We start from the raw sequence: 24,062 nt of genomic DNA, 5'->3' as shown, positions 1-24,062 counted from the left end.
ACCATGACCCGGTACCAGATGAACTCGAAGCATGCCGGCATGGCCCTGGACCGCGGCGTCCAGGGCGTGCTCGGGCGGCCCGTCCCCCGGATCGACGGGATCGCGAAGGTCACCGGCGCGGCCACCTACGCCCTCGAACATCCCGTCGGCAACCTGGCTTACGGCGTCGCCGTGACGGCGCCGGTCGGCAAGGGGCGCGTCACGTCTATCGACACCGCGGCGGCCCGCGCGCTGCCCGGCGTGATCGACGTGATCGCCGGCGACGGCTCGCTGCCGCGGGACACGCCCGTCTTCGGCCGTCCGGACGCGCCCTTGTACGACGGCACCATCGGCAGCTACGGCGAGGTGGTCGGGGTCGCGATCGCCGAGAGTTTCGAGGCGGCGCGGGCGGGAGCCATGGCCGTCACCGTGAGGTGCGAGGCGATCCCCGGACGTTTCGACATCCGGGACGGGCAGGACGACGCGCTCGCGACGCCCGAGGGCGCCCTGCTGCCCGACACCGTCGTCGGCGACATCGAGACGGCGATGCGTGAGGCTCCGGTGACGCTGGACGTGACCTACACCACGCCGACCCAGGTCCACGCCGCCATGGAGCCCTACGGCAGCATCGCGTCCTGGGACGGCGACCGGCTGACGCTGCGCGCGCCGGTCCAGCTCGTCACCGGAGGCATCGCCATCATCGCCCGGTCGCTCGGCATCCGGCCCGAGGACATCCGGATCCTGTCGCCCTTCATCGGCGGCGGGTTCGGCGGCAAGACCGCGACCGCCGACATGCTCCTCGCCGCCGTCGCGGCGCGGCGGCTCGGCCGCCCGGTCAAGGTCGCCCTCTCGCGCCGGCAGACCTTCCATGCCACCTATGGCCGGAGCGAGACCATACAGCGGATCCGCCTCGGCGCCGGCCCCGACGGCAGGCTGACCGCGATCGGCCAGGACAGCCTGGTCGGGCAGAAGGCCGGCGCCTCGGCGTTCTTCGAGCCGGTCGCCCTCGGCGCGGTGGCGCTCTATGCCGGCGCCAACCGCAGTTTCACGACCCGCACGGCCCAGGTGGACCTCACCGCCCGCGGACCCGTCCGGGCACCGGGCGAGGCGGTGGGCATGCTGGGGCTGGAATGCGCGATGGACGAGATGGCGGAGAAGCTCGGCCTCGATCCCATCGAGTTCCGGAAGCTGAACGAGCCGTCGGTCGATCCGTCCACCGGAAAGCCGTTCTCCACCCGACGGCTCGTCGACTGTTACGACGAGGGTGCCCGCAGGTTCGGCTGGGCCGAACGCGAGCGGCGGCGCGAAGGCGACTGGCTGATCGGCCACGGCATGGCGACCGCCTCGCGGGTCAACTTCCTGGCCAAGGCGACCGCACGCGTCCGTCTCGGTCCGGACGGGCGCGCGGCGGTCGAAACCGACATGACCGACCTCGGCACCGGCACCTACACGATCCTGGCCCAGGTCGCCGGCGAGGCGCTCGGCATTCCGGTGGAGGGAATCGACGTCCGGCTGGGCGACAGCGAATACCCGTCCGGCTCCGGTTCGGGCGGCTCCTTCGGGGCCGCGTCCAGCGCCTCGTCGGTGGCGCTCGCCTGCGAGGACATCGTGGCCGAGCTGGCCCGCCGCATGGGCGCCGCTTCCGCCGACATGACCCTCAAGGACGGCCACGCGATCGCGGGCAACCGGCGCGTCGCCCTGTCCGAACTCGTGGGCGCATCGCCGATCGAAGGCCTCGGCACGATCGAACCGGGGAGCAACTCCGCCTCCTGGAGCCAGTCCACCCACGGCGCCCAGTTCGCCGAGGTGGCCGTGCATGCCGTCACGGGGGAGGTCAGGGTCCGGCGGATGCTGGCGGTGTTCGACTGCGGCCGCGTCCTGAACCACCGCACCGCGCGCAGCCAAGCGATCGGCGGCATGATCTGGGGAATCGGCTACGCCCTGCACGAGCATGCTGTCGTCGATCCGCGGACCGGCGCCTATGTCAACCGCGACCTCGCCGAATACCACGTGCCGGCGAACGCCGACGTCCCGCAGATCGAGGTCTTCTTCATCGAGGAGATCGACCGCCAGGCCAACCCGGTGGGCGCCAAGGGTCTCGGGGAGGCGGGCATCTCGGGGGCGGGAGCGGCGGTCGCCAACGCGGTCCACGACGCCTGCGGCGTGCGGGTGCGCGACTACCCGATCACGCCGGACAAGCTTCTGGCCGGCCTACCGCCGGTCCGATAGCACCGGAAGCCGGCAGGGCACGGGAACCCCGGCGCGGTTCGACCGGGATCCCGTGCCCCATCCGCGACCGCGGCGTACCGCGGCGGCCCGGCGGTCGCCGCGGTACGCCGTTCATGGTACGCGCAGCCCGGACCCGACATCTCCGATCGGCAGATCGACCGATGAGCATGACCCCGGCCGGTCGACATCGATCGATACTGCGCCGAATGCCGGCCGCGACCGAAGCAGGCGGCGAACAGCCGGCCGGAGGTGTGCCGTGGTTGCCGTCAAAGTCATCGCGCTGTCGCTTCTGGTGCTCGCCGGATCTTCTCCGGCCGCCATGTCGGCTCCCCTGTTCGGCCGGGGGATCGTAGGACTTCCCATCCTCAGTTTCACCTTCGAGAACCTGCCCGAAGGCGCTTTCATCGACAACAAGATCATCTCCGGACCTTTCGTCATCGAATCCTCGACGGGCGGGGGGATTGCCGATGGCGAGTTGTTGATTCCGGAGAGCGGGTCCATTCTCGCCGGACTTCTCGGTTCCGCCTCGCTGGACCTGTCATCGCCCGGATCGTCTTCCGTTCGCCTGGGCGCCACGGTCCGGACGACCATCACGACCCCGGTCGTCCCCCAGTCCCCTGCCTTCTCCCAGACGGTCGCGATCGGGCCGACCACGTCCGTCGATCTCACGGAGATCACGGATGCCAGGGCAAGTTTCGGTTACCGCTTGGGCATGAGCCTTTTTCCGGACGACGAGAACATTGTCGTCTTCGACCAGGCGGCCCGCTACGAGTGCGTCCGGACCGCGGACAGGTTCTGCATCACCTTCTACGACTTCGTACAAGCCGACGCCTTCTTCCCCGTCACGCCGGACCGCCCGACGGTCTTCAACACCTTTCTCAGCTACACCGCCACGTTGGAAAGCATCGCCGTCGAGGTGCCCGAGCCTGCTCCACTGGCCCTGATGATCACGGCTTTGGCGCTCGCCGGCGGCGTCGCGGGAGTCTTGGGCGGCAGGCCGGTCCATCAAGGGCGATGCCTGCCCGACAACCGCGCTCGATGTCACCCGAAGAAGCCCAGCGCCTCGTCGAGCTGCACGACATGGCAATAGATCATGTTGATGATCTCCAGCTCCCGACGGTGCAGTTCCAGGGTCGCGGCGGCGCAGCAGTCGTCGACGACCACGACGCCGTAGCTCTCGTCGGCGAGGCTCCTCACGGTCGAGGAGATGCACTGGTCGGTGAAGATGCCGGAGACGATGACGTCCTTGATGCCCATGTTGTGCAGCAGGAGACGCAGGTTCGTCCCGGTCAGCGCGCTGTCGGTCGTCTTCATGACGACGATCTCGTCGCCCTGCGGCGCCAGTTCCGGCACGATCTGCCCGTCGGGACGGTCCTTGGGCAGCAGGAGGTAGTTGAAGCCGGGTTTCTTCTGGCTCAGCGACCGGTCGCGCCCATCGTCCTTGAGGCAGGCGATGCGGGCGAAGATCACCTCGACGCCGCGCTTCCGGCACTCGGCCAGAAGGCGCTGGTTGTTGGGGATCACGGTGTTCCGCATATGCTCGAAGAACGGACGCCAGCGTTCGGTTTCCTCCGGCGTCTCCTTGTCTTCCAGGTAGGTCGTCTGGATGTCCACGACCAGGAGCGCGGTCGTTGCCGGATCGAGCCGGATGTCGTCCGGCTCCTCGGCGGTGGCGTAGTAGAAGGAGCGGTAGGCGGTCTTCCAGCTCATGTCGATCGTTCCCGTTTCGCTATGGCTCTCACGATGATGGCGCCGATCTCGCGCGACGGGAACAGGCCGCCCGGCCGCAGGATCAGGATGGCGATCATGGCGATGGCAAGGACGACCTCGGTCAGGCCGATCACCTGGTCGCTGAAGATCCTGGCGCTGTTCAGGGCACCCTCCAGCGACCGCAGCCCCTCGAAGGCGCCCGTCACGAGGAAGGTTCCGACGACGGCTCCGGTGACCGTGTTGGCGCCGCCGATCACCAGCATTCCCAGGATCACGAATGTCTCGCGCAGGTAGAAGGCGTTGGGCGAGAAGGAGGTGATGAAATGCCCCCAGAGCGCGCCGCCGATCCCGGCGAACAGCGCCGCCAGCACGAAGGCGCGCCAGCGCAGGTGCGGGATGTGGACGCCCAGCGCCCCGGCGGCGACCTCGTCGTCGCGGCTCGCCCTCAGCAGGCGGCCGGTCCGCGATTCCTTGAAGGCCAGCGCCCCGGCCACGGCCGCGATCGCGGCGCCGGCCGCCAGGATCAGGTCGGTGGCGCGCGGCACGCCGAACAGCGTCCGGGGACCGTTGGTCACGTTGCTCCAGTTCGTCATGACCGTGTGCAGGACGACCAGCAGGGCGAAGGACGTGATGACCGCGGCGGCGTCGGAAAGCCGCATCAGCGGATAGGAGCACGCCGCCGCCACCGCGGCCGCCACCAGTCCGGCGACCCCGATCGCGAGATAGGGCGAGAGCTGGACGCCCTTGAGGACGAGGTAGAGGTCCGGCAGGGCCATGCCCTTCATCTGGATCGGGATCGTCAGCAGCGCCGAGGTATAGGCCCCGACCCCCATGAAGCCGACATGCGCGAAGGAGAGGATGCCGGAGTTGCCCATGAAGACCTGGAGGCCCAGGACCAGGATCAGGGAGAGGCACAGGTTGATCGCGATCCGGTCGAACACCCGGATGCCCAGGATCTCGGCGCACCCGACGAGCAGGAGGACGAGGCCGCCGAGGATCGCGGCGGTGAGGAAATGCCGTGTCATGGTGCCCTCACGTCCTTTGTCCGGTGGCGGGACCCTTGAGCAGGCCCTCCGGCCGCCACAGCAGGATCAGGATGACCAGGCCGAAGGTGAAGGCGTCGCGGAACTTCAGGAGCTCCTGGCTGAGCAGGTAGTTCAGCGACGTGTCGATCAGCGCCAGCAGGAAACCGCCGAGAACGGCGCCCTCCAGGCTGCGCATCCCGCCGATGACGGTCGCGATGAAGGCGATCAGCAGCGGTTCCGATCCGATCCCCGGGACGACCGACCCGATCCTGCCGATCCAGAGGATTCCGACCACGCCGGCCAGCAGCCCGCTGATCGCGAAGGCGGACGAGATGATCAGGTTGGCCGGGATGCCCAGCATCCGCGCCATGGTGAAGTTGGTCGCCGCCGCCCGCATGGCGATGCCCAGCACCGTGCGGCGCATCGCCCAGGCGAAGACCCCGAGCAGCACCGCCGCGGCCGCGATCGTCACGAGGTTCCGGATCGGCGTGACGACGCCGGCGATCTCGACCGTCCGGGTGAAGAGCTCCGGCAGCGGCACGTTGCGCGGCCGGGGCGAGATGAACAGGAGCGCGGCGTTCTGCAGCAGGGTCGAGAAGGCGAAGGAGGTGATCAGGACGGCGGTGATCGACTTGGCGCGCACCGGGCGGAAGGCGATGTAGTCGGTCAGGATGCCGGTGGCGACGGCCATCGCCACCGCCACCGCCGCCATGACGATCCAGGGCAGCCCGGAGCCGCCGGTCAGGAACAGCGCGTAGCCGGTCACCATGATCAGCTCGCCGTAGGCGAAGTTCACCAGCTTCAGGATTCCGTAGACGATGACCAGGCCCAGCGCCATCAGGGCGTACGCGCCCCCGAGGCTGAGCACGTCGATCGTGAACTGTATGGCGAAGGTCAAGACCTCATCCCCCGAGGTAGAGTGCGCCGAGATCGGTCGTCGCGCCGATCTCGGCCGCCGACCCGGAGGCCGCGATCCGGCCGAGCCGCATCACGTAGGCGCGATCCGCGACGGCGAGGGCCTTGGCGGCGTTCTGCTCGACCAGCACGATGGTCAGGCCCGACCGCTTCAGGACGCCGATCATGTCGAAGATCTGATCGACGATCACCGGGGCGAGGCCGAGCGACGGCTCGTCGAGCAGCAGCACCTTGGGCCGCGACATCAGCGCCCGTGCGATCACCAGCATCTGCTGCTCGCCGCCCGACAGCGTCCCCGCCGGCTGGCCGTACCGTTCGGCCAGCCTGGGAAACAGGGCGAACATCCTCTCCCGGTCCTCGGCGACGCCGCCGCGGTCCGACCGGCGTACGTAGCTGCCGAGCGTCAGGTTCTCGGCGACGGTCAGGTCGGGAAAGACGTCTCGGGTCTCGGTCACCGTCGCGACGCCGTTGCGCACCATGGCCTCCGGCGCGGCGGACGTGACGTCCCTGCCGTCCAGCCGGATCGTTCCGGCCGCCGCCCTGAGCGCGCCGGCGACGCACATCAGGGTCGACGTCTTGCCGGCGCCGTTGGCTCCCAGCAGCGCCACCAGTTCGCCGCGCCCGGCCGTCAGCGTGATGCCCCGCACGGCGCGGATCGCGCCGTAGCGGACCTCGACGTCGGCCAGCTCAAGCATGCGCGGCCTCCGACCCGAGATAGGCCTCGATGACGGCGGGATCGTTCCGGATGTCGGCGGCCTTGCCCTCGGCGATGGTCCGGCCGAAGGCCAGAACGTGCAGGCGGTCGCAGAGCCTCATGATCAGGCCCATGTCGTGGTCGATGATCAGCAGCCCGAGGCCCCGGTCCTTGGGAAGCGCCGACAGCTTGTGCAGGAGCGTTTCCGTCTCCGCCTCGTTCATGCCGGCGGCCGGCTCGTCGAGCATCAGGAAGGACGGATCGGCCGCAAGGGCGCGCGCGATCTCGACGCGCCGCTTGTCGCCGTAGCTGAGATTGCCGCCGAGATCGTCCGCGCGCGCGCCCAGCCCGAACTCGTCGAGCAGCGCCTCCGCCCTGGCCCGCGCCTCCCGCAGGCCGTGGCCATGCGCCAGCGCGCCGGCCTCGACGTTCTCGACCACCGTCATGTTGTTGAACAGGCGGACGATCTGGAAGGAGCGCGACAGCCCCAGCAGGGCGATGTCGCGCGGCGCCAGCCCGGAGAGCTGGCGGTCGCCGAGAAGGACCCTGCCCCCCGCAAGCGGCACCTGCCCCGTGATCGCATTGATCAGGGTCGTCTTGCCGGACCCGTTCGGACCGATCAGCCCGACGATCTCTCCCGGGGACAGCGTCAGGGAGACGCCGTCCAGCGCGCGGAGCCCGGAGAACTCGACGGCGACATCGATTGCCTTGAGAGAAACTTCCTTGGACGCGGAACCGGGCATCAGGGAGCCGGGACGCTGGCGGGACGGCGCCAGCCGAGGAACTGCGGCTTGCCGCCCTTCAGCTCGATCAGCACGGCAGCCTTGTCGGGCGCATGTCCCTCCTCCGCGGTGCCGTAGTTCAGGTCGCCGGTCAGAAGCTTGAACTCCCCTTCCTCCAGCGCCTCGGCGACATCCTCGCCGTCGGTCGAGCCGGCCGCCTTGACGGCTTCGGCCAGCAGCATCACGGAATCCCATCCGGTCGCCACGAAGGACGTGTCGGGTTCCTCGCCGAACATCTGCTTGTAGAGCCCGATGAACTTGGGCATGTCGGGATGCGCCTCGGGACCCATCCAGGTGTGGGTGACGAAATAGACGTCGTTGCCCATCTGCTCGCCCAGTGCCGCGTGCAGCGCCGGATCGTCGTAGGCGTCGCCGCCGAGCACCGGCGCGTCGTAGCCGACTTCGCGAAGCGCGCGGATGATCACCCCGATGTCGGTGCCGTAGGACGACACGAAGACGACATCCGGCTTCTTGCCCAGCGCCTTCAGGCGGGCGAGCTGGGCCGAGAAGTTGTTGTCGCCGTTGGTGTAGGTGTCTTCCAGCAGGATCTCGCCGCCGTCCGCCTTGAACTGGGCCACGAAGTACTTGGACAGGGACTTGGTGTAGGCGATGAACTGGTCGGTCACGACGTAGGCCGTCTTCCAGCCCTTCTCCTTGATCGCGAAATCCGCGGCGACCGCCCCCATGGTGGTGTTCCACATGGACAGCGTGAACTGCTTGTCGCCCAGCGTCCAGGCGCTGTAGAGCGGGTCCGACGCGCAGGTCGAGAGCCCGACGATGCCCGCCGACTGGGCTTCGCGGCTGGCGGGGCCGCCGAAGTCGAAGTCGCAGGGCGCCAGGATCATCTGGGCGCCCCGGTCGACCAGTTCGACCGCGACGTTGCCGACCGTGACGGGATCGGACTTGCCGTCGATGTTGATGAATTCGACCGGCTTGCCGAGCAGGCCGCCGTTGTCGTTCAGGTACTTGACCGCGACCTGCGCGCCCTTGAAGCCGGGCGTGTCGAGCGGCGCCTGGATGCCGGTCAGCGACAGCGCCCCGCCGATGATGATTTTGTCGTCGGCGGCCCCGGCCGACCCGCCCGTGACGAGCACGGCCGCGGCCGCCGCGCCGATCAAGCTCTTCATGATCCCGGTCATGTGTATACCTGTCCTTTTTCGCTCTTCCGTGGCGTCGCCGAAGCGCATGGCCCGGTTATGAAATGATTTTTTCAGTCTCTCCGCAATCCGGGTATTCTGTTGATTCACATACTTCCGCATCGCAGGAGTGATACCACTTTGGTCGCTAGCTCCGGCCGTCGCACGACGACCGCAGCACGGGGGCGAGCCGGTCGCTCCAGTCGGCTATCCCGCGGGCGCTCGAAATCAGGTCGTTGCGGATCTCGACCAGGATCGCCGGAAGATCCCGGTCGGTCCCGTGCACCGGGACGGCGTAGTCGCCCTCCCGGTCGACGACGTAGGGCTGGTTCGCCGCGACGTTGAGGCCGGAGCCGCAGGCCAGTTTCTCGATGACGTCGTGGGCGAAGTCCCCCGACCGGTCGAACAGGATGCCCGCGTGCCATGGCCGCGCCACGCCCAGGAACACCGGCGTGAAGCTGTGGATCGTGACGATCCGGGTCGGGTGCCCGACGGCCCGCCGCCGGTCCAGGAACGATGCGATCCGGTCATGGAACGGGCTGAAGACGATGCGCCGGCGCCGGCGGATCTCGGCGCTGTCGAGCCCGATGTTGCCGGGGACGTCGGTCGCCTCCGACCGGGCGGGAATGCTGGCGGGGCTCTCGAACGGCCTGTTCAGGTCGATGAGCAGCCTTGAATAGGTGCCGAGAAACGCCGGCGCGTCGAGCGTCCGGGCGAGACGGCGCGTCACCTCGGCGGCGCCTATGTCCCAGGCGATATGGGTCCGCAGATCGGCATCGGACAGACCGAGCCGCCCGTACTCCTGCGGGATGTGGTTGGACGCATGCTCGCAGATCAGCACGATCTCGGAGGCCCCCGACGGGTTGACGGTTTCGACCGCGTCGGGCCAGTCCGCCGCGCTATCCCGCATCAGTAGAGCGCCCGGTAGAGTTCGCAGACCTCGGCGGGCGACTTGCCGCGCAGATGGGCGATCTCGGCCCGTTTCACGCCGACATAGCTCTCCGCGAACGGCCGGGTGAACCAGCCCTGCACGACGGGATCGGCATCGAACGCCGCCAGCGCCGCGTCGAGCGTTTCCGGCAGCCGGACCAGCCCTTTCCCGGCCCGTTCGGCCTCGTCCATGACCGACGGGTCGCCCGTGACCAGCGGTGGCGTCGGCAGCTTTGCGGCGATGCCGGCAAGGCCGGCCAGGACCAGGGAGCCCAGCGCCAGATAGGGATTGGCGGTCGCATCGGCGGCCCGGAACTCGATGTTGAACTGTTTCGCCGGGTCCCGTCCCCCGATCGAAACAGTCGGGCAGATGCGGAGAGCCGCCTCGCGGTCGCGCTCCGCGAGCCAGGTATAGGACGAGCTCCAACTGTGCGGCTTGAGGCGCAGGTAGGACGGCACGCTGGCCGCCGTCAGCGCCGTGAGGGCGGGAAGGTGGCGCAGGATGCCGGCGCAGAAGGCGCCCGCCGCCTCCGACAGGTCTCCCGGGCCGCCGGCGTCATACGTGGCCGGCGCGCCGCCGGGGCCGAACAGGCTGAAATGGATATGGACCCCGTTGCCGACGCCTTCGGGATCGGGCTTAGGGGCGAAGCTGGCCCGCGTTCCCAGGACGCGGGCGACCTCGCGGGTGAGCTCCCGGATCGCCACGGCGCGGTCGGCGGCCGTCAGGGCGTCGGCGGGTGCATGGGTGATCTCGAACTGCCGGTCGCCGTACTCGGCAAGCACCATCTCCGGATCGATGCCGGCCTCCTCCAGGCAGGCGAAGAGGCGCGGCGCGAAGGGGTCGACGCGGCGCAGCGCCTCGAACGAGAAGGCGTGCGCCGCGGTCCCCTCGCCGGCGAGCTGGAATTCCTGCTCAAATGCCGCGAGCACGCGGAGGCCGGTCGCCTGCTCGAGCGCTGCGAGCGCATTCTTCAGCCAAGTGCGCGGGCAGCCCTGCCAGGGCGTGCCGTCAAGCTCGACGATGTCGCCCATGACCATGTCGAAGGGCGTCGGGGAACCGGTCCGCGCGGTCGTGTAGCGTGCGGCCAAGTCCGGCAGGATGCGGAGGTCGCCGGTCGAGCCCCAGGGGTTCGGATCGGAGATCGAGTTGAAGGCGGTCAGGCAGAGATTGGCCGGCACCCAGCCGACCCCCGCTTCCGCCACCCGGTCGAGGCGCCCGGCCGGGAGCGGCCGGCCCCGCGTGATGGCGGCCAGATCCGTCGTGACGACGCTGACCAGCGGCGTCCCCGGAAACATGTTCGCCTGTTCGCCCATCACGCCGCTCCCCGGACCGAACCGAGCGCGTCGAAACGGGAGACGACCGTTTCGGTGTCCGTCACCCAGCAGTAGCCGCCGAAGGCCTTCAGGGCGTTCCCGTGCCGCTCCGGCGTCGGCGCGGCGCAGGCATCCGAGACGCAGGTGACCAGATAGCCTTTGTCGGCACCGTCCCGGACCGTCATGTCGACGCACTGGTCGGTCAGGATTCCGGCCACCACGAGATACCGGATGCCGAGATTCTTCAGCAGGTAGTCGATGTTGGTCGAGTTGAAGACGCCGGACGACGTCTTGGGCAGCAGGATCTCGTCGCCGACGGGCGCCAGTTCCGGCGGGGGCAGGCCCTCCTCCAAGCTGGGCGGGATATGGATCGGCGTCAGCTTGTGGTCGAGCGAACGGTCGCGGCCGTCCTCGGTCAGGCTCCGGATGATGGTGTGCAGCACCTCGACACCGGCCTTGCGGGCGCTTCCGAGCAGCCGCTGCTGGTTGGGGATCACGCGACCCGCGGTTTCCCGGTGGAAGTAGTGGTCGGCGGTCCGGTCCGGATGCGCCGGATCGAGGCCGGGTTCCAGCCAGATGCGCTGCATGTCGACGAGGAGGAGCGCCGTCCTGCCGGATTCGTAAGGCGCGTCTCGGCGAGTTATGGTTTCCGTCATGGCGGTGCTCCGGTAGGGTTCGGGTTCCTGGTGGTCCGTGTCCGGTCGTCAGGCTTGGTCATCGCCGGGCGAAGCCGGCGCACCGGCGGTCGGTCCGTCCGATGGATCGCCGAGCGTCACCGCGTTGGCGCTGCGGATCCGTTCCAACATCTCGATCCGCGTCCGGTCGAGGTCGCCGTAGCGGCTGATCCCGTGGGCAACGACGGCCTCCATCTGCGCGACGGCGGGTGCCATCGTGTCGTAAGGCGAATCCGCCTCCACCGGCACCACCATGGTGACGGCAGCGAACGCCGCGATCGGCGACAGCCAGACGTCGGTGAAGAGGAGAATGCGGACTCCGCGCTTCGCGGCCTGGGAAGCGAAGCTGACCACGTCCGACTGGTAGCGCCGGTAATCGAAGACGACGAGCAGGTCTCTCTTGCCCAGGTCGACCAGGATGTCGAACTTCTCGGGCGCCAAGGTGCCCAGGTCATGCACGCCCGAGCGGAACTGGATCAGGTACCCGGCAAGCATCGCCGCCAGGCTTCGGCTGAACCGCCCGCCCAGCAGGACGACCCGTCCTTTCGTCTCCCAGAGCATGCCGACCGCCCGGTCGTAATTCTGAAGGGGGACGGCGGTCCGGGTCCTCTCGAGGTTGCGGGTCACCGACTCCAGGTATCCCTGCGCGGCGCTCTCGACGGCGCCGGGACGCTTGGCGTCCATCATCAGCAACGGGGAATGGAGGTGCGCCTCGACCTCGGCCAGAAGCTTCGACTGGAAATCCTGGAAACCGCCGAAACCGAGCTTGGCGACGAGGCGCGTCACCGTCGGATCGCTGACGCCGGCCTTGCGCGCGAGACTGGTGGCCGTTCCGAAACCGGAGAAAGGATAATCTGTCAGCAGCACCTGGACGATCTTGGCTTCGGACGGGGTCAGCGCCAATCCCGATTTCGTCAGCACGTCGAGAAGCCGCACGTCCATGGTCATGCCTTGCCATATTCTGAAAGATTTCTTTCAGAAACCCCAGTTCATGTCAACGATGAAGAACCTTTGACGGGCACCGGTGCGCAATTCGCCTGTCTGGCGGACGGTTTCGGGCCTGGTGACTTTGGTTCGGGCGGACATGCAGGAGGCGGGCATGCCGAAGTTGGTCATCCTGTTGACGGCTCCACATTCGACGGCCGCCGCGACCTTCCGGGCGCGCAGGGTCCGGGCCGGGGGCTTTGGCCGCTGGCGGAACTGCAGGTACCAGCGCACCGCCCACAGGATCACCTCCGAAGTGAACTGACGCCCCTTGAACGGGCTCTTCCGCCTCCACATGCCCTGGTCGCCGTCCTCGCCCCAAAGCACGTCGTCCCGGGCCTCGACAACTCAGGGCCAGGCGATTGAGAAAAGGCAGGCATCGCCGCCGCAGGCCTCGCAATCCACTTCGTCGACCTGGACGTCACACGAAACAAGCACCTCGAACAACCTGCGGAACACCGCGGCATGCCACGAACAGACGGGCGCTGCCGCATGATCGCCCAGGCATAGCGGATTGTTCCTTATTTCCAGCAACAGCGGCTTTCCCCTGCGCGCCGAAAACCGCCCGGAGCCGGCGAAGGTCCAGGCATGCGCGGCGATCGCGCCGACCAGCAGCGACGCGGACAGGGATGACGGGACCAGCTTCAGGACGGCTTGCGCCGACCGGGGAATGCGGGCCGACAGCAGATAGTCGGCGGTCAGGCGGCCGGCCTCCGCCAGCACCAGGAGTGCCTGGTCCGGAGGCAGCCGGGCGCGCACGGTCCGGTGCAGGCCCGCGACCAGCCGCTCGTCGACCATGGCCGTCGGCGGATCGGCAAGCCACCCCGCGACGCCGGCCCCGGCGAAGACTTGCGGCGCCATTCCGTCGAGGCCCATCCGCGTCAGCGCCGGGACGATCCGGGTGACCGCATTAGGCCCGATGGCCGGAACGGGATTCATCCGCGTCCTCCATCTGTTCCGTGCCGCCGCCGCAAGCCTTGACCGAAGCCCGCATCGTCCCCTTCGCCGCCCTGGTCTTCCCGCTCCGCCCGGCGCTCGATGGCCAGTCGTCCGCCTGGATCGGCGCGGTGGTGCGGCTCCGGTCGAAATGGAAATCCACGCTCTTCTTCGACTGGGGTCCCCAGTAGCCGACCTTGCCCAGATCGTAGAATTTGCGCTCGAATCCGGATTTGAGAAACGCCTTGAGGCAGCCGAACAGGTATCGCCGCCGCTGTCCCGTACCCGACCAGGGGTATGAGAACAGGGCTTTCCTCATGTAGAAACGCCGATAGTTGCTCATGACCCGGTCCAGAAGTTCGGATCTGTCCATCGATTCCGGCTTGATGATCGGCGTGACGAAATTGTACTTCTCGAAATCGAAGATCTCGACCTTATCCCGCAGTTCCTGGAACAGCGCCGTGAAAGGCCAGGGGGTGTACATCGCCCAGTTCGCCAGATCCGGCTTCCAGCTCAGCGCCATCCTGTATGTTTCTTCCAGCGTTTCCGCAGTTTCGTTCTCCAATCCGACGATGAACTGGGCTTCCACCACGATTCCGGCTTCCCGTAGAAGGCGGATCGCCTTTTTGTTATCGGCGACCCTGGTCTCCTTGTTGAAGCGGTCGAGTTTCATCTGCGCCGCCGCTTCCGTGCCCAGCGACACGTGGATAAGGCCGGCCTTGCGATAGAGCGGAAGGATGTTCTCGTCGCGCAGGATGTCGGTCACCCGCGTGTTGATTCCCCAAAGGACTTTTCCCGGCAAGCCGCGCGCGATCAGTTCGTGACAGAACTCGATGAACTTCTTCTTATTGATCGTCGGTTCCTCGTCGGCCAGGATGAAGAACCGGACGTCGTAGCGATCGTGCAGCGTCTCGATCTCATCGACCACTTTCTTCGGATCGGGGAAGCGATAGTCCCGCCAGAACTTCCACTGCGAACAGAAGGAGCAGGTGAAAGGGCAGCCTCTCGCCATGCTGGGAATAGCCACGCGGGCATTCAGAGGAATGTATTTGTACTTCTCCCACTCCAGAATGCTCCAGTCGGGCGTGATGGCGTCGAGATTCTTGATCGTGGGGGCGGCTTGCGTCGCGACGATCCTTTTTCCGTCCGGACCGGTCTCCGTGAAGGCGATCCCCTTGACGGCCTGACGGTCGGCCGGCCATCGGCCTTCGTCGATCGTACGGATCAGATCGACCAGGACCTCTTCGCCCTCGCCCCGGACGATCACGTCGATCCAGGGAGCCTCGCTGAGAACCTGCTGGTACATGAAGGTCCCATGGACGCCGCCCAGGACGGCCACCGCGTCCGGGTGCAGATCCTTCACGAGCCTGAGCACGCTTTCCGCCTTGTAGATCGAGGGAGTGATCGCGGTAACGCCGACCACGTCAGGCTTCTCGTCCGCCAGGATGGCGCGAAGATCCGCCTCCGACAGATCGTTCGTCATGGCGTCGATGAAACGGATGTCGGAATATCCGGCCGATCTCAGCGCCCCCGTCAGGTACGCCGCCCAAGCCGGCGGCCAGTTGCCCGCGATCTCGGCTCCGCCGGAATGGTAGTTCGGATGAATGAGAAGGATACGCATGGCGATCTCCCATGAATGTCCAAAAACTCTGACATCATTAAATGTCAAAATTAAATGACATGGATCAACCACCCTGTTCGGCTCGCCGGGGCCGCTTGCGCGACCCGGGAACGACCCTGGGCGACAGGAGCGACGAGAGCGGATCCGTGCGGCGGGCCTAGAGCGGCCCCCGATCAGGTTGAACCGCTTCGAACGTCGCAGCCGGCCGTTCCACCCGCCGCACAGCGTTGCGCCATGGGCGCAACCTACGGCTCGATGCAGGGCGGAGGTGATGCGAACTGACGATCGTAGGTTGCGCCCATGGCGCAACGCATCTGATCGGGCACGGCTCTAGTGCAGCGACTCATTGAAGGGATGCAGCGGGAAGGCGCCTGAGCTTTTCCAGGATGGTCTCGGCGGGCTTGGTCCAGACGAAGGGTTTTGCCTTGCCGTTATGCTCCTTGATGAAGCGGCGGATCGCGTCCTCCAGTTGGGGGACGGAGGAGAAGACGCCACGCTTCAGGCGCTTGCGGGTCAGGGTCGAGAAGAAGCCCTCGACGGCGTTCAGCCAGGACGCCGAGGTGGGCGTGTAATGGAAAACCCAACGCGGGTGATCGGCCAGCCAGACCTGCACCTTCGGGTGCTTGTGGGTGGCGTAGTTGTCCAGGATGGCATGGACGATCCTGCCCGCCGGAACGGCGCGCTCGACGGCGTTGAGGAACTTGATGAACTCCTGATGACGGTGCTGGCTCATGCAGCGGCCGACCACGGTGCCGTCCAGCACGTTCAGGGCCGCGAACAGGGTGGTGGTGCCGTGGCGCTTGTAGTCGTGGGTCATGGTTCCGCATTTTCCCGGCTTCAGCGGCAGTCCCGGTTGGGTGCGGTCGAGCGCCTGGATCTGCGATTTCTCGTCGATGGATATGACCACCGCGTGGGCGGGTGGGTCCATGTAGAGGCCGACGACATCCTCGACCTTGGCGGCGAAGGCCGGATCGTTGGACCGCTTGAAGGTGCGGATGCGGTGGGGCTGGAGCCGATGCGCCTCCCAGATCCGCTGGATCGTGCGCAGGCTCAGACCGACCGCCTCGGCCATCGCCCGCCCGGTCCAGTGGGTCGCCGTTCCGGGCGGTTCCGCGCAGGTCAGGGCGACGATCCGCCGAACCGTCTCCTCCGGGACCGGAGCCTTGCCCGGCTTGCGGCTGGGTTCGCGCAGCAGCACGTCCACGCCCTTCTCGGCGAAGCGACGCTGCCAGCGCCAAACCGAGGGGCGGCTTACCCCGGTCTGCCGGGCGATTTCCAGGACCGGCAGTCGATCCGCCGACAGAAGCACGATACGGGCCCGCTGCGTGTGTTTGAGCGGGCGGCTGCGGTCCCCGATGACGGCGGCCAACCGCGCGCGGTCCTCAGGGCTGACGATGACGCTGACTGTCTGGGCCATGACCCCAGACTCGCACAATGCCGCCCTTGTGTGAATCCCTTGTCGGCGTCAATGCACTAGGCGCCCTCTGGCGGGACGTGCCGCGACAACGCTGCACAGGTCACAAGCACAGGGGTCTCGAGGCCCACGCGCCGAAGAGGCTGCACGACGCCAGCCCGTCATGCCTGCTCCTCGCCGAGAGAAGCGAACCAGGCCGCGTAGGGAGTGTTCGCCGCCATGTGCCGATTGTAGTCGGGAGATCCGTCGGTCCACCAGGCCGGACCACGTTCGCCCAGCGACCGTTTCGCCGCATCGACGTGGGTCCGTGCCGTGGCCAGCGCGACTGGCTCGCCTCTGGAAGCACGGACGGCTCGCCGGGCCGCCATCAGCTCGCGCACGAGCCGTTCACGCTCGGCCGGATCGAGGTCCGGATTGCTCGTGCGCCACAGCCGGCCCCGGACCACGAAGTACCGACCGTCCGGCGTCAGCGGATAGCGCTCAGGACTCGACACTGGGATCTCCGGATCCGATCGCTACGAACTTCCTCTTCACCGCCACGGACTTCTCCCACACGATTATTCTCCGGCCCGGTTGCGTTTTCGCCCTGCGGCCGATCTTCGGGCGGTTCACTCACGATCGCAACCATGGTGCCGTATGTCTATGTCGGGTCTGGATCCTGGGAACTTCGGCCTATGTGAATTCCTGCCCGGCCCGCCTATGTTACATGTAACAGCTGGGGAGATATGCCATGCCTTCGACCGTCCGTCACCGTGTCCGAACCCACCGGGCACAGCTTCGCGCGCAGGGGCTGAGGCCGATCCAGATCTGGGTGCCGGATGTCCGCTCCCCCACGTTCAAGGAAGAGGCGCGGCGGCAGTCCCGTGCCGTCGCCGCCGCACCCGACAAAGCCGACACCATGGACTTCCTCGAAGATATCCAGGATCTTGGCGACAGGCCGTGAGGCGCGGCGATCTGGTCACCATCGCTGGTCGGATCGGCGGCGACTATGACGGCAAGCCCCGGCCCGCGGTGATCATCCAGTCCAACGATTTTCCGGAAACCGACAGCGTGACCGTTTCGCTGCTGACCTCCATCGGCATCGACGCCCCATTGCTGAGACTGCGCATCGATCCGGCGCCGGCCAACAACCTTCGCCAGACCTCCTGGCTCATGATCGACAAGATCGCGACCGTCAGGCGGAGAAACATGGGGGCCGTGTTCGGCCGCTTGAGCGATGCCGAACTGGTCCAGCTCAATCGCGCCCTGCCGGTATTTCTCGGGATTGCAGGGTAATCGTTCATCATACAATCAGAAAGTGCGGAAGGGAGTAAAGCGTACCGAATAGTTTACGGGATGCTCGCCCGGGAAAGGCGGGCTTCGCGCCCTTGTCTTAGATCGGGGTTTTCAACCTGTCGCCGTCACGGCCTTTGCCAACCATGACGTGACGAGGGGCAGCGCGATCCGGTCCAGCAAAGGAGGCACTGGGCCGGCATCGCCCTCGCCGCTGGCCGCCAGGGCACCGGCAAAGACAGGGTTGACGCCGACAGCCGCCGGAAATCGGCTGGGGCCGGCCCGCTCCAAACATGCCCTCAGACGACGCCCGACCAGTTCTCCCGCCGCCAATCCGAGACCGCGAAGGGAGCCTGCCCGGCAAGGCCGGCGCAGACGACCCCGCCGAACCGCATGTCGCCGGCCGGCAGGGGACGCAGGTCATGCCCCAACGCCGCCAGCCGCTCCGCGGCCGGGTGTTCCCGCTCGATCAGCAGCTCTCCGCCCTCGCTGCGCCAGCGGGGTTTGTCGATGGCGCTCGCCAGGTCGGCGCCGGCGACGAACACCGCGGCCAGGACCTGCAGCAGCGTCTGGACCTGACCGTCGGCACCGGGGGTCGCAAGCCCCGCGCAGAAGCCGTCGGCCTCCACGAGGATCGGGGCCAGCGTGTGGACGGGCAGCTTGCCCGGCGCGAAATCGTTGGGCGCCAGGGTGAAGCCGGCCGCCCGGTTGTTCAGCACGAAACCGCCCTCGGGTACCGGGATGCAGGACCCGAAATCGTCGAATACGCTGAGCAGGGATGAGATCACCAGCCCGTCCGCATCGGACGCCGCGGCACCGGCCGTGTGCAGGTAGGCCCGAGGCCCGCCGCGCCGCGCCGCCCGGTCCAGGTCCACCGCAAGCGGTTCGTCCAGCAACGCCGCTCCCTCGCCCGCTCGATGGCGAAACGCGAACGCGGCTTCGGTCAGCTCGACACAGGCATGGTCGAGCCGATCCGCCGGGATATCGGCCAGACGGTCCAGGCCCTTCAGGGCCATCGCCAGCAGGACGCCCTGGGAAGCGGGCGGCTGGACATGGACGGTCGCGCCGCGCCAGGACAGCGAGACCGGCGCGACCACGACACTGTCGTGGCGGGCGAAGTCACCGGCATCCAGCCGGCCGCCGCAGGCCGAGACGCGGCCGGCGATGGTCCGGGCCAGCGGTCCGTCATAGAACCAGCGCGGCCCCTCCTGCGCGATCGACCGCAGGGTACGCGCCAGCTCGGGCTGGCGGAGCACGGCGCCGGCATCGGAAGCGATGACGACAGCCCAGTCCCCGGCACCCGCACGCACCAGCCGGGAGCGCTGGGCATCGACCGCGCGGGCAAGCTGGGGACGGACCCGGCAGCCGGATTCCGCCAGAACGATGGCGGGTTCCAGGACAGCGGACAGCGGCAGGCGTCCGAACCGCCCATGCAGCGTTCCCCAACCGGCGACCATGCCCGGCACGGTCACGCTCGACCCGTCCTCGCCGACGCGGACGGCGGGATCGGCGGCCGCGGCGGACGCGCCGGCGGCATTGACCGCGACCGCCTGTCCGGCGGCGTCGCGCGCCATGAAGAAGGCGTCGCCGCCGAGGCCGCCGGCTTCCGGGCAGATGACGCTTAGCACCGCCTGGGCGGCGATCACCGCGTCGGCGGCCGATCCGCCGCGGGCCAGCATCCACTGCCCGGCCGCGGTCGCCGAGGGATGGGCGGCTGACACCGCCCCCCTCTCGCCGCGCAGGGCCGGCCTGACCGGGCTGGAGAACATGTCAAAGATCATGGCAGTCCCCACTGGTGTCAAAATCACTAATTACTTCATCTAAATAGATGATCATTGATCTTTCATCTCCATTGTACAATATATATCAACGCAACTCTGCCGAAGGAATAGAGATGGCACGAATACTCATCGCCGGAGGAGCCACCGGCATCGGCCTCGAGACCATGCGGGCATTCCGAAGGCAAGGAGACGACGTCCTGCTGGCGGATATCGACCGCGACGGAGCCGAAAGGGCGGCCGGCGAGCAGTTTGCGGGCCGGGGCGCGGCCTTCGCCTGCGATCTTGCCGATCCTGCCGCCCCCGGGGCGGCGGTCCAGGCCGCGGTGGCTGCGTTCGGCGGGCTCGACACCGTTTTCGCCAATGCCGGGATCCTTCGCTCCGCGCCGCTCGCCGACTGGACCGCCGATGCCTGGGACCGCAGCCTCGCGGTCAATCTGCGGGCCCCCTTCCTGCTGACCCAGGCCGCCGCCCCTCATCTGCGGGTATCGGGGAACCCCAGCGTGATCTTCACGTCCTCGACCGGCGCCTTGCGGGGCCATGCCGGCATGCCGGCATACCATGCGACGAAGGCCGGTCTCCTCGGCCTTGCGCGCAGCCTCGCCGACGAACTCTCGCCGGACGGCATCCGGGTCAACTGCATCCTGCCGGGATGGATCGAAACGCCCTTCAACGCACCTTTCTGGTCGTTCCAGCCCGATCCCGGCGCGGCGGAACAGTCGCTGGTGCGGAGCATCCCGATGCGGCGCCAGGGCGAGCCGGCCGACGTCGCCGGGGTGGTGCTGTTCCTCGCGTCCGCCGCGGCGCGCTACGTGACCGGCGGCTCGATCGTCGTGGACGGCGGCTACTCCGCGGTCTGACGCGCCGGTCACGACGACCGCCGCAGAAAGGACAGGGCGGCCAGCGTGTAGATCTTCGCGCAATCCAGCAGATCCTGCTCCAGGACATGGTCGTCCACGCCGGAAACCGTGTCGGCCTGCGGTCCGTAGCAGATGGCGGGCACCCCCAGCGCCCGCCATCTGCTGGCATCGCTGGCCGGCAGCCGGACGACGGTCCGCGCCGTTTCACCCCGGATCCGCCCGTGGGCCTGCGCGAGCGCCTGGGCGACCGGCGTCGCCATACCGGTCCAGTTGGGGTCCCAAGCCTTGATGCGGCTGAAGGACATGTCGGGATAGCGGGCGACGATCGCGGCGACCCTGGCCTCGACCGCCTCCACCGTCAGGCCTGGAGGAATCCTGAAATCGACGGCGACGCTGGCCTTCGGGGCCATCTGGCTGACGAAATAGCCGCCGGCGATGGTCCCCGGATTGACCGACAGGCGCAGCCCGTCGTCGCCGTCGCGCGCGACCGAGGCGATCTCCGCCGGCGGGTCGACCCGCAATTCGTTCAAGGCATCCAGCTCGCCGATCACCGCGGCTAGCCGGACGATGGCGGATTCGCCGCGGCGTGCCAGCATGCCCTGGCGCGACGGCGCCCGCGCCTCGATCTCCAGCCAGCACACGCCCTTCTCGGCCAGGGCGAGGCCGAGCCGCCCCGGACCTTCGCCGCAGATCACCGCGTCGCCGATCAGGCTCCGGTCATCCTCCAGCAGGAAGGCCGCGCCGTCCGGCCCGAAAACCGTCTCGTCCGCGACGGCGGTGAAGCTGATCCGGCCGGACCAGTCGCCGAACCGCCGGGCCAGCAGGGCGGTCGCCAGCGCCTGCGCCGCGACGGCCCCCTTCATGTTGCCGATGCCGAGCCCGTGGAGGCGCCCGTCGCGCCGGGTCATCCGATGGATCGGCACGGTCCAGTCCGACTCGTTCCCCGGTTGCAGCGTGTCGAGATGCACGTTGAAGATCAGGTGTCGGCCCTGCCCGCGGCCGGCGATCTCGGCGACCAGGTTCGGCTTGATCGCGCTGCGGCCGGCGGTGCGGCTGGCGATGCCCTGGCCGGCGAGATAGGCCCCGAGGATCGCCGCCACCCCCGTCGTGTCGCCGGGAGGATTGGCGCTGGGCGTCTCGACCAGGGCACGGCACAGATCGAGCAGTTCACCCCGGCGCTCCTCGACGGCCTGACTGACCTCCCGGATCAGGTCATCATCGACGACTTGAGTTGGGATCATTACCATCACCATTTTGACTTTAGTTTTATTTGAAGCTCTCGATCTTTTTCATTGCCAAAGACTGAGATATGTGGATTTTTCTCTTGTCTAATTTTGACAAACCTCAAAGGAAAGGCAGAGAATGTCCACCGAACCGAACGGCGAACTTCTTCACGGCAAGACCGCCCTGATCACCGGCGGCGCGCAGGGCATCGGCCTCGCCGTCGCCCGCGCCTTCGTGCGGCAGGGCGCCCGCGTAACGGTCGCCGACGTGGCGGCCGACCGGCTCGCCTCGGCCGCCACGGAGCTGGAGGCCATCGCACCGGGCCGGATCCATGCGGTGACCCTCGACGTCACCGACGACGCGGCGACCGGCCGGGCGGTGGAGGACACCATCGGGCGCTTCGGCGGGCTCGACTGCGCGGTCGCCAATGCCGGCATCCTGGCGCTGAAGCACGGCGTGGACATGAGCGCGGCGGAGTTCCGCCGCGTCCTCGACGTGAACCTGACGGGCGCCTTCATCACCGCGACGGTGGCGGCCCGCGCCATGATCGCCAGCGGCCGGGGCGGCCGGATCATCATGACCTCGTCCCTCTTCGGCAGGCGGGGCGGGCGGGAGAACTCGGCCTACGCCGCGTCCAAGTTCGGCCAGATCGGCCTGGCAGAATGCCTCGCCGCCGAACTGGCTCCGCACGGCATCCTGGTCAATTCGGTGTGCCCGGGCCAGATGGACACGGACATGATCCGGCAGCTTTTCCGCGATCGCGCCGGCCTTCGCGGCGTCGGCGAGGCGGAAGTGCGCGGCGCCCTGGAGAGCCGCATTCCGATAGGCCATCTTGGTTCCCTCGATGATCTGGCGGGGACTTACGTCTATCTCGCGTCGGATCTCAGCCGCTACGTCACCGGCCAGTCCGTGGTCGTGGACGGCGGATGGCAGGTCGGCTGAGCCTCACGGCCGCCGGCTCCCGTCGCGGGGCCGGCGGCCGCACCGGATCAGCGCTGGGCCATCTGGTCGAACCACTTGTCGCGCAGCGTCACGGTCTCTCCGTTGCGGACCACGTCGCGGATGAAGGTGTTCAGGAATTGGAGCATGTGCGCCTCTTCCGGCCGCACCGCGTAGGCAAGGCCGACCGGCTTCACCAGGTTGTCTTCGCCGTTCAGGACGCGCAGGCGCTTTTCCAGGTTGGGATTCTTGGCCTTCAGGATGCGGAAGGTGCCGGGATCGAGGAAGGCGGCGGTCGCACGGCCGGAAGCCACTTCGCCGATCCAGGCCGGCACGTCGGGGGCGACGATCCCCCTGGTCGTCGCGTTCGGGAACAGCTCCTTGGGGTAGGCCTCCTCGACGGTCCCGCTGACGCCCACGAAGGTGACGGACGGATCGTTCAGCTGGTCGAGCGAAGTGACGGGGGAATTCGCGTTCACCACGACATGGAAGCCGTAGGTAGAGTAGGGTTCGGTGAAGTTCACCGCCAGGGCACGCTGGGGCGTGGCGAAGAGGTTGGCGAAGATCACGTCGTACTGCTTGGCGGTCAGGCCCGGCACGAGGGTGGACCAGGTCGCCGGCACGATCTGGAGCTCGACCCCCATGATCTCGGCGACCCGCTTGGCGAGGTCGACGTTGAACCCTTCGTACTCGCCGCTCGCCGGGTTGGGCGACTGCCAGGGCGGGCTTTCGGCCATGCCGACCTTCAGCGTACCCCGTTCCTGGATCTCCCGGATCAGGTTCTGGGCCGAGGCGGACAGGGCGGCAAAGCCGATCGCGATGCCGGCCAGCGCGCCGATGAGGCTGTTCGTCAATTTGCGGATCGTCACGTGAGGCTCCCTTGTTCGACTGTCGTTCTTGTTCCGTCGTTGGTCATGGCCGCCGCCCGTCACCGGGCGACCAGCGACCGCATCGTCGCGGCGCCGAGCCGGCGGGGGCGCGCGGCGGTCGGCGTCCCCGGCCGCACCTCGAAGCGGCGGGACAGCATGGTGATCGGGAAGATGATGATGAAGTACCCGACCGCGATGGCGGTGAGGAACTCCAGGTACCGGAAGGTCTGGCCGCCCAGCAGCGAAGCCTGCAGCGCCAACTCGCCGGTCCCGATCGCGGACAGGAGCGTCGTGTTCTTCACCAGTTCGGTGAAGTAGTTCATCAACGGCCCGATCACCTGGCGCAGGGCCTGCGGCAGTATGACGGAGCGCCAGCGCACCAGCCTCGGCAGGCCGAGCGCCTCGGCCGCCTCGAACTGGCCTTTCGGCACCGCCTCGACCCCGGCGCGGAAGATCTCGCCGGCATAGGCCGCGGTGACCAGGCCCAGCGCCAGGCTGCCGGTCCAGAAGCTGGACAGTTCGCCGCCCAGGATCCGGGGCAGGCAGTAATAGCCCCAGAAGATCAGGATCATCTCCGGCGTGGTCCGGAAGAAGGTGACGTAGGCGCCTGCGATCCGGCGGATCCAGGACCGGCGGGACAGCCGGCCGGCACAGACCACGGCGCCGCCCGCGATGCCGATGGCGAGTGCCACGAGGGTGATCAGCAGGGTCAGCCGGAATCCTTCCAGCAGGGGCTGCCCGTTGCGCAGGACGATGCCCAGGTCGAAGTCCATGGCG

Annotated in this window: 25 protein-coding genes; 6 read left to right on the top strand and 19 right to left on the bottom strand. The window is 67.9% G+C overall.

Translation table 11 applies throughout. From position 1 onward, the window contains the following. Positions 1–3: 3 nt before the first annotated feature. On the top strand, positions 4–2,208 hold the full coding sequence (locus tag IGS68_RS30950; RefSeq protein WP_201082100.1) for a xanthine dehydrogenase family protein molybdopterin-binding subunit: 2,205 nt from the start codon (positions 4–6) through the stop codon (positions 2,206–2,208). Between the two features lie 256 nt (positions 2,209–2,464). After that, positions 2,465–3,298: a hypothetical protein gene (locus IGS68_RS30945; protein ID WP_201082099.1), complete on the top strand. Its 834-nt coding sequence runs from the start codon at positions 2,465–2,467 to the stop codon at positions 3,296–3,298. Here the strand turns inward: IGS68_RS30945 and IGS68_RS30940 are convergent. The 15 genes from IGS68_RS30940 to IGS68_RS30870 all read right to left on the bottom strand — a co-directional run bounded on the left by IGS68_RS30940 (position 3,250) and on the right by IGS68_RS30870 (position 16,837). Beyond that, the gene (locus IGS68_RS30940; protein ID WP_201082098.1) at positions 3,250–3,918 is read right to left on the bottom strand and encodes a cysteine hydrolase family protein; all 669 of its coding nucleotides are present in this window, start codon (positions 3,916–3,918) and stop codon (positions 3,250–3,252) included. The genes IGS68_RS30945 and IGS68_RS30940 overlap by 49 nt on opposite strands. Next, on the bottom strand, positions 3,915–4,943 hold the full coding sequence (locus tag IGS68_RS30935; protein ID WP_201082097.1) for a branched-chain amino acid ABC transporter permease: 1,029 nt from the start codon (positions 4,941–4,943) through the stop codon (positions 3,915–3,917). The genes IGS68_RS30940 and IGS68_RS30935 overlap by 4 nt, the downstream gene beginning before the upstream one ends. Positions 4,944–4,950: 7 nt before the next feature. Beyond that, a complete protein-coding gene (locus IGS68_RS30930) occupies positions 4,951–5,841 on the bottom strand; it encodes a branched-chain amino acid ABC transporter permease (RefSeq protein ID WP_201082096.1) in 891 nt (296 codons plus the stop codon). A 4-nt stretch (positions 5,842–5,845) separates the two neighbouring features. Then, on the bottom strand, positions 5,846–6,553 hold the full coding sequence (locus IGS68_RS30925; RefSeq protein ID WP_201082095.1) for an ABC transporter ATP-binding protein: 708 nt from the start codon (positions 6,551–6,553) through the stop codon (positions 5,846–5,848). Beyond that, entirely contained in the window at positions 6,546–7,295 is a 750-nt protein-coding gene (locus IGS68_RS30920; protein WP_201082093.1) for an ABC transporter ATP-binding protein, read from the bottom strand. The genes IGS68_RS30925 and IGS68_RS30920 overlap by 8 nt, the downstream gene beginning before the upstream one ends. Further along, complete coding sequence (locus IGS68_RS30915; protein WP_201082871.1) at positions 7,295–8,461, bottom strand: ABC transporter substrate-binding protein; 1,167 nt, start codon at positions 8,459–8,461, stop codon at positions 7,295–7,297. Before IGS68_RS30915 ends, IGS68_RS30920 begins: the two co-directional genes overlap by 1 nt. Before the next feature lie 157 nt (positions 8,462–8,618). Then, a complete protein-coding gene (locus tag IGS68_RS30910) occupies positions 8,619–9,380 on the bottom strand; it encodes an N-formylglutamate amidohydrolase (RefSeq protein ID WP_201082091.1) in 762 nt (253 codons plus the stop codon). After that, positions 9,380–10,714 (bottom strand): type I glutamate--ammonia ligase, encoded by a 1,335-nt coding sequence (locus IGS68_RS30905; protein ID WP_201082090.1) that lies wholly within the window; start codon positions 10,712–10,714, stop codon positions 9,380–9,382. The genes IGS68_RS30910 and IGS68_RS30905 overlap by 1 nt, the downstream gene beginning before the upstream one ends. Then, positions 10,714–11,370 carry a cysteine hydrolase family protein gene (locus tag IGS68_RS30900; RefSeq protein ID WP_201082089.1) on the bottom strand — a complete coding sequence of 219 codons (657 nt, stop codon included), beginning with the start codon at positions 11,368–11,370 and terminating at the stop codon, positions 10,714–10,716. The genes IGS68_RS30905 and IGS68_RS30900 overlap by 1 nt, the downstream gene beginning before the upstream one ends. Positions 11,371–11,418: 48 nt before the next feature. Beyond that, positions 11,419–12,324: a MurR/RpiR family transcriptional regulator gene (locus IGS68_RS30895; protein WP_371821961.1), complete on the bottom strand. Its 906-nt coding sequence runs from the start codon at positions 12,322–12,324 to the stop codon at positions 11,419–11,421. Between the two features lie 39 nt (positions 12,325–12,363). Then, positions 12,364–12,699 carry a hypothetical protein gene (locus IGS68_RS30890; protein ID WP_201082088.1) on the bottom strand — a complete coding sequence of 112 codons (336 nt, stop codon included), beginning with the start codon at positions 12,697–12,699 and terminating at the stop codon, positions 12,364–12,366. A 21-nt stretch (positions 12,700–12,720) separates the two neighbouring features. Next, positions 12,721–13,311 (bottom strand): bacteriochlorophyll 4-vinyl reductase, encoded by a 591-nt coding sequence (bchJ, locus tag IGS68_RS30885; RefSeq protein WP_201082087.1) that lies wholly within the window; start codon positions 13,309–13,311, stop codon positions 12,721–12,723. Continuing rightward, the gene (gene bchE / locus IGS68_RS30880; protein WP_201082866.1) at positions 13,283–14,929 is read right to left on the bottom strand and encodes a magnesium-protoporphyrin IX monomethyl ester anaerobic oxidative cyclase; all 1,647 of its coding nucleotides are present in this window, start codon (positions 14,927–14,929) and stop codon (positions 13,283–13,285) included. Before bchE ends, bchJ begins: the two co-directional genes overlap by 29 nt. Positions 14,930–15,272: 343 nt before the next feature. Then, positions 15,273–16,346, bottom strand: coding sequence for an IS630 family transposase (locus tag IGS68_RS30875; protein ID WP_201082085.1), 1,074 nt, complete (start codon positions 16,344–16,346; stop codon positions 15,273–15,275). A 158-nt stretch (positions 16,347–16,504) separates the two neighbouring features. Further along, positions 16,505–16,837, bottom strand: a complete 333-nt coding sequence (locus IGS68_RS30870) for a hypothetical protein (RefSeq protein ID WP_201082083.1) — start codon at positions 16,835–16,837, stop codon at positions 16,505–16,507. A gap of 236 nt (positions 16,838–17,073) precedes the next feature. On the opposite strand from IGS68_RS30870, the gene IGS68_RS30865 reads away from it, so the two are divergent. Then, positions 17,074–17,286, top strand: a complete 213-nt coding sequence (locus IGS68_RS30865) for an antitoxin MazE family protein (protein WP_201082080.1) — start codon at positions 17,074–17,076, stop codon at positions 17,284–17,286. Next, on the top strand, positions 17,283–17,618 hold the full coding sequence (locus tag IGS68_RS30860) for a type II toxin-antitoxin system PemK/MazF family toxin (protein ID WP_201082078.1): 336 nt from the start codon (positions 17,283–17,285) through the stop codon (positions 17,616–17,618). The genes IGS68_RS30865 and IGS68_RS30860 overlap by 4 nt, the downstream gene beginning before the upstream one ends. A 296-nt stretch (positions 17,619–17,914) precedes the next feature. Here IGS68_RS30860 and IGS68_RS30855 read toward each other — a convergent pair whose 3' ends face one another. Next, a complete protein-coding gene (locus IGS68_RS30855; protein ID WP_201082077.1) occupies positions 17,915–19,396 on the bottom strand; it encodes a gamma-glutamyltransferase in 1,482 nt (493 codons plus the stop codon). A 113-nt stretch (positions 19,397–19,509) separates the two neighbouring features. Here IGS68_RS30855 and IGS68_RS30850 point away from each other — a divergent pair, with 113 nt between their 5' ends. Further along, positions 19,510–20,253 carry an SDR family NAD(P)-dependent oxidoreductase gene (locus tag IGS68_RS30850; protein ID WP_201082076.1) on the top strand — a complete coding sequence of 248 codons (744 nt, stop codon included), beginning with the start codon at positions 19,510–19,512 and terminating at the stop codon, positions 20,251–20,253. An 8-nt stretch (positions 20,254–20,261) separates the two neighbouring features. On the opposite strand, the gene IGS68_RS30845 is transcribed toward IGS68_RS30850, so the two are convergent. Continuing rightward, positions 20,262–21,494 (bottom strand): M20 family metallopeptidase, encoded by a 1,233-nt coding sequence (locus tag IGS68_RS30845; protein ID WP_201082075.1) that lies wholly within the window; start codon positions 21,492–21,494, stop codon positions 20,262–20,264. Positions 21,495–21,615: 121 nt separating this feature from the next. Here IGS68_RS30845 and IGS68_RS30840 point away from each other — a divergent pair, with 121 nt between their 5' ends. Further along, positions 21,616–22,419 (top strand): SDR family NAD(P)-dependent oxidoreductase, encoded by an 804-nt coding sequence (locus IGS68_RS30840; RefSeq protein WP_201082074.1) that lies wholly within the window; start codon positions 21,616–21,618, stop codon positions 22,417–22,419. 47 nt (positions 22,420–22,466) lie between these two features. On the opposite strand, the gene IGS68_RS30835 is transcribed toward IGS68_RS30840, so the two are convergent. After that, the gene (locus IGS68_RS30835; protein WP_201082072.1) at positions 22,467–23,285 is read right to left on the bottom strand and encodes a transporter substrate-binding domain-containing protein; all 819 of its coding nucleotides are present in this window, start codon (positions 23,283–23,285) and stop codon (positions 22,467–22,469) included. Positions 23,286–23,344: 59 nt separating this feature from the next. Further along, positions 23,345–24,058 carry an amino acid ABC transporter permease gene (locus IGS68_RS30830; protein WP_201082070.1) on the bottom strand — a complete coding sequence of 238 codons (714 nt, stop codon included), beginning with the start codon at positions 24,056–24,058 and terminating at the stop codon, positions 23,345–23,347. Positions 24,059–24,062 lie beyond the last annotated feature (4 nt).

The organism is Skermanella sp. TT6, assembly GCF_016653635.2.
Classification (GTDB): Bacteria; Pseudomonadota; Alphaproteobacteria; order Azospirillales; family Azospirillaceae; genus Skermanella; species Skermanella cutis.
The sequence above is the reverse complement of the archived record's forward strand: the minus strand, read 5'-3'. Positions and strand labels throughout refer to the sequence as shown.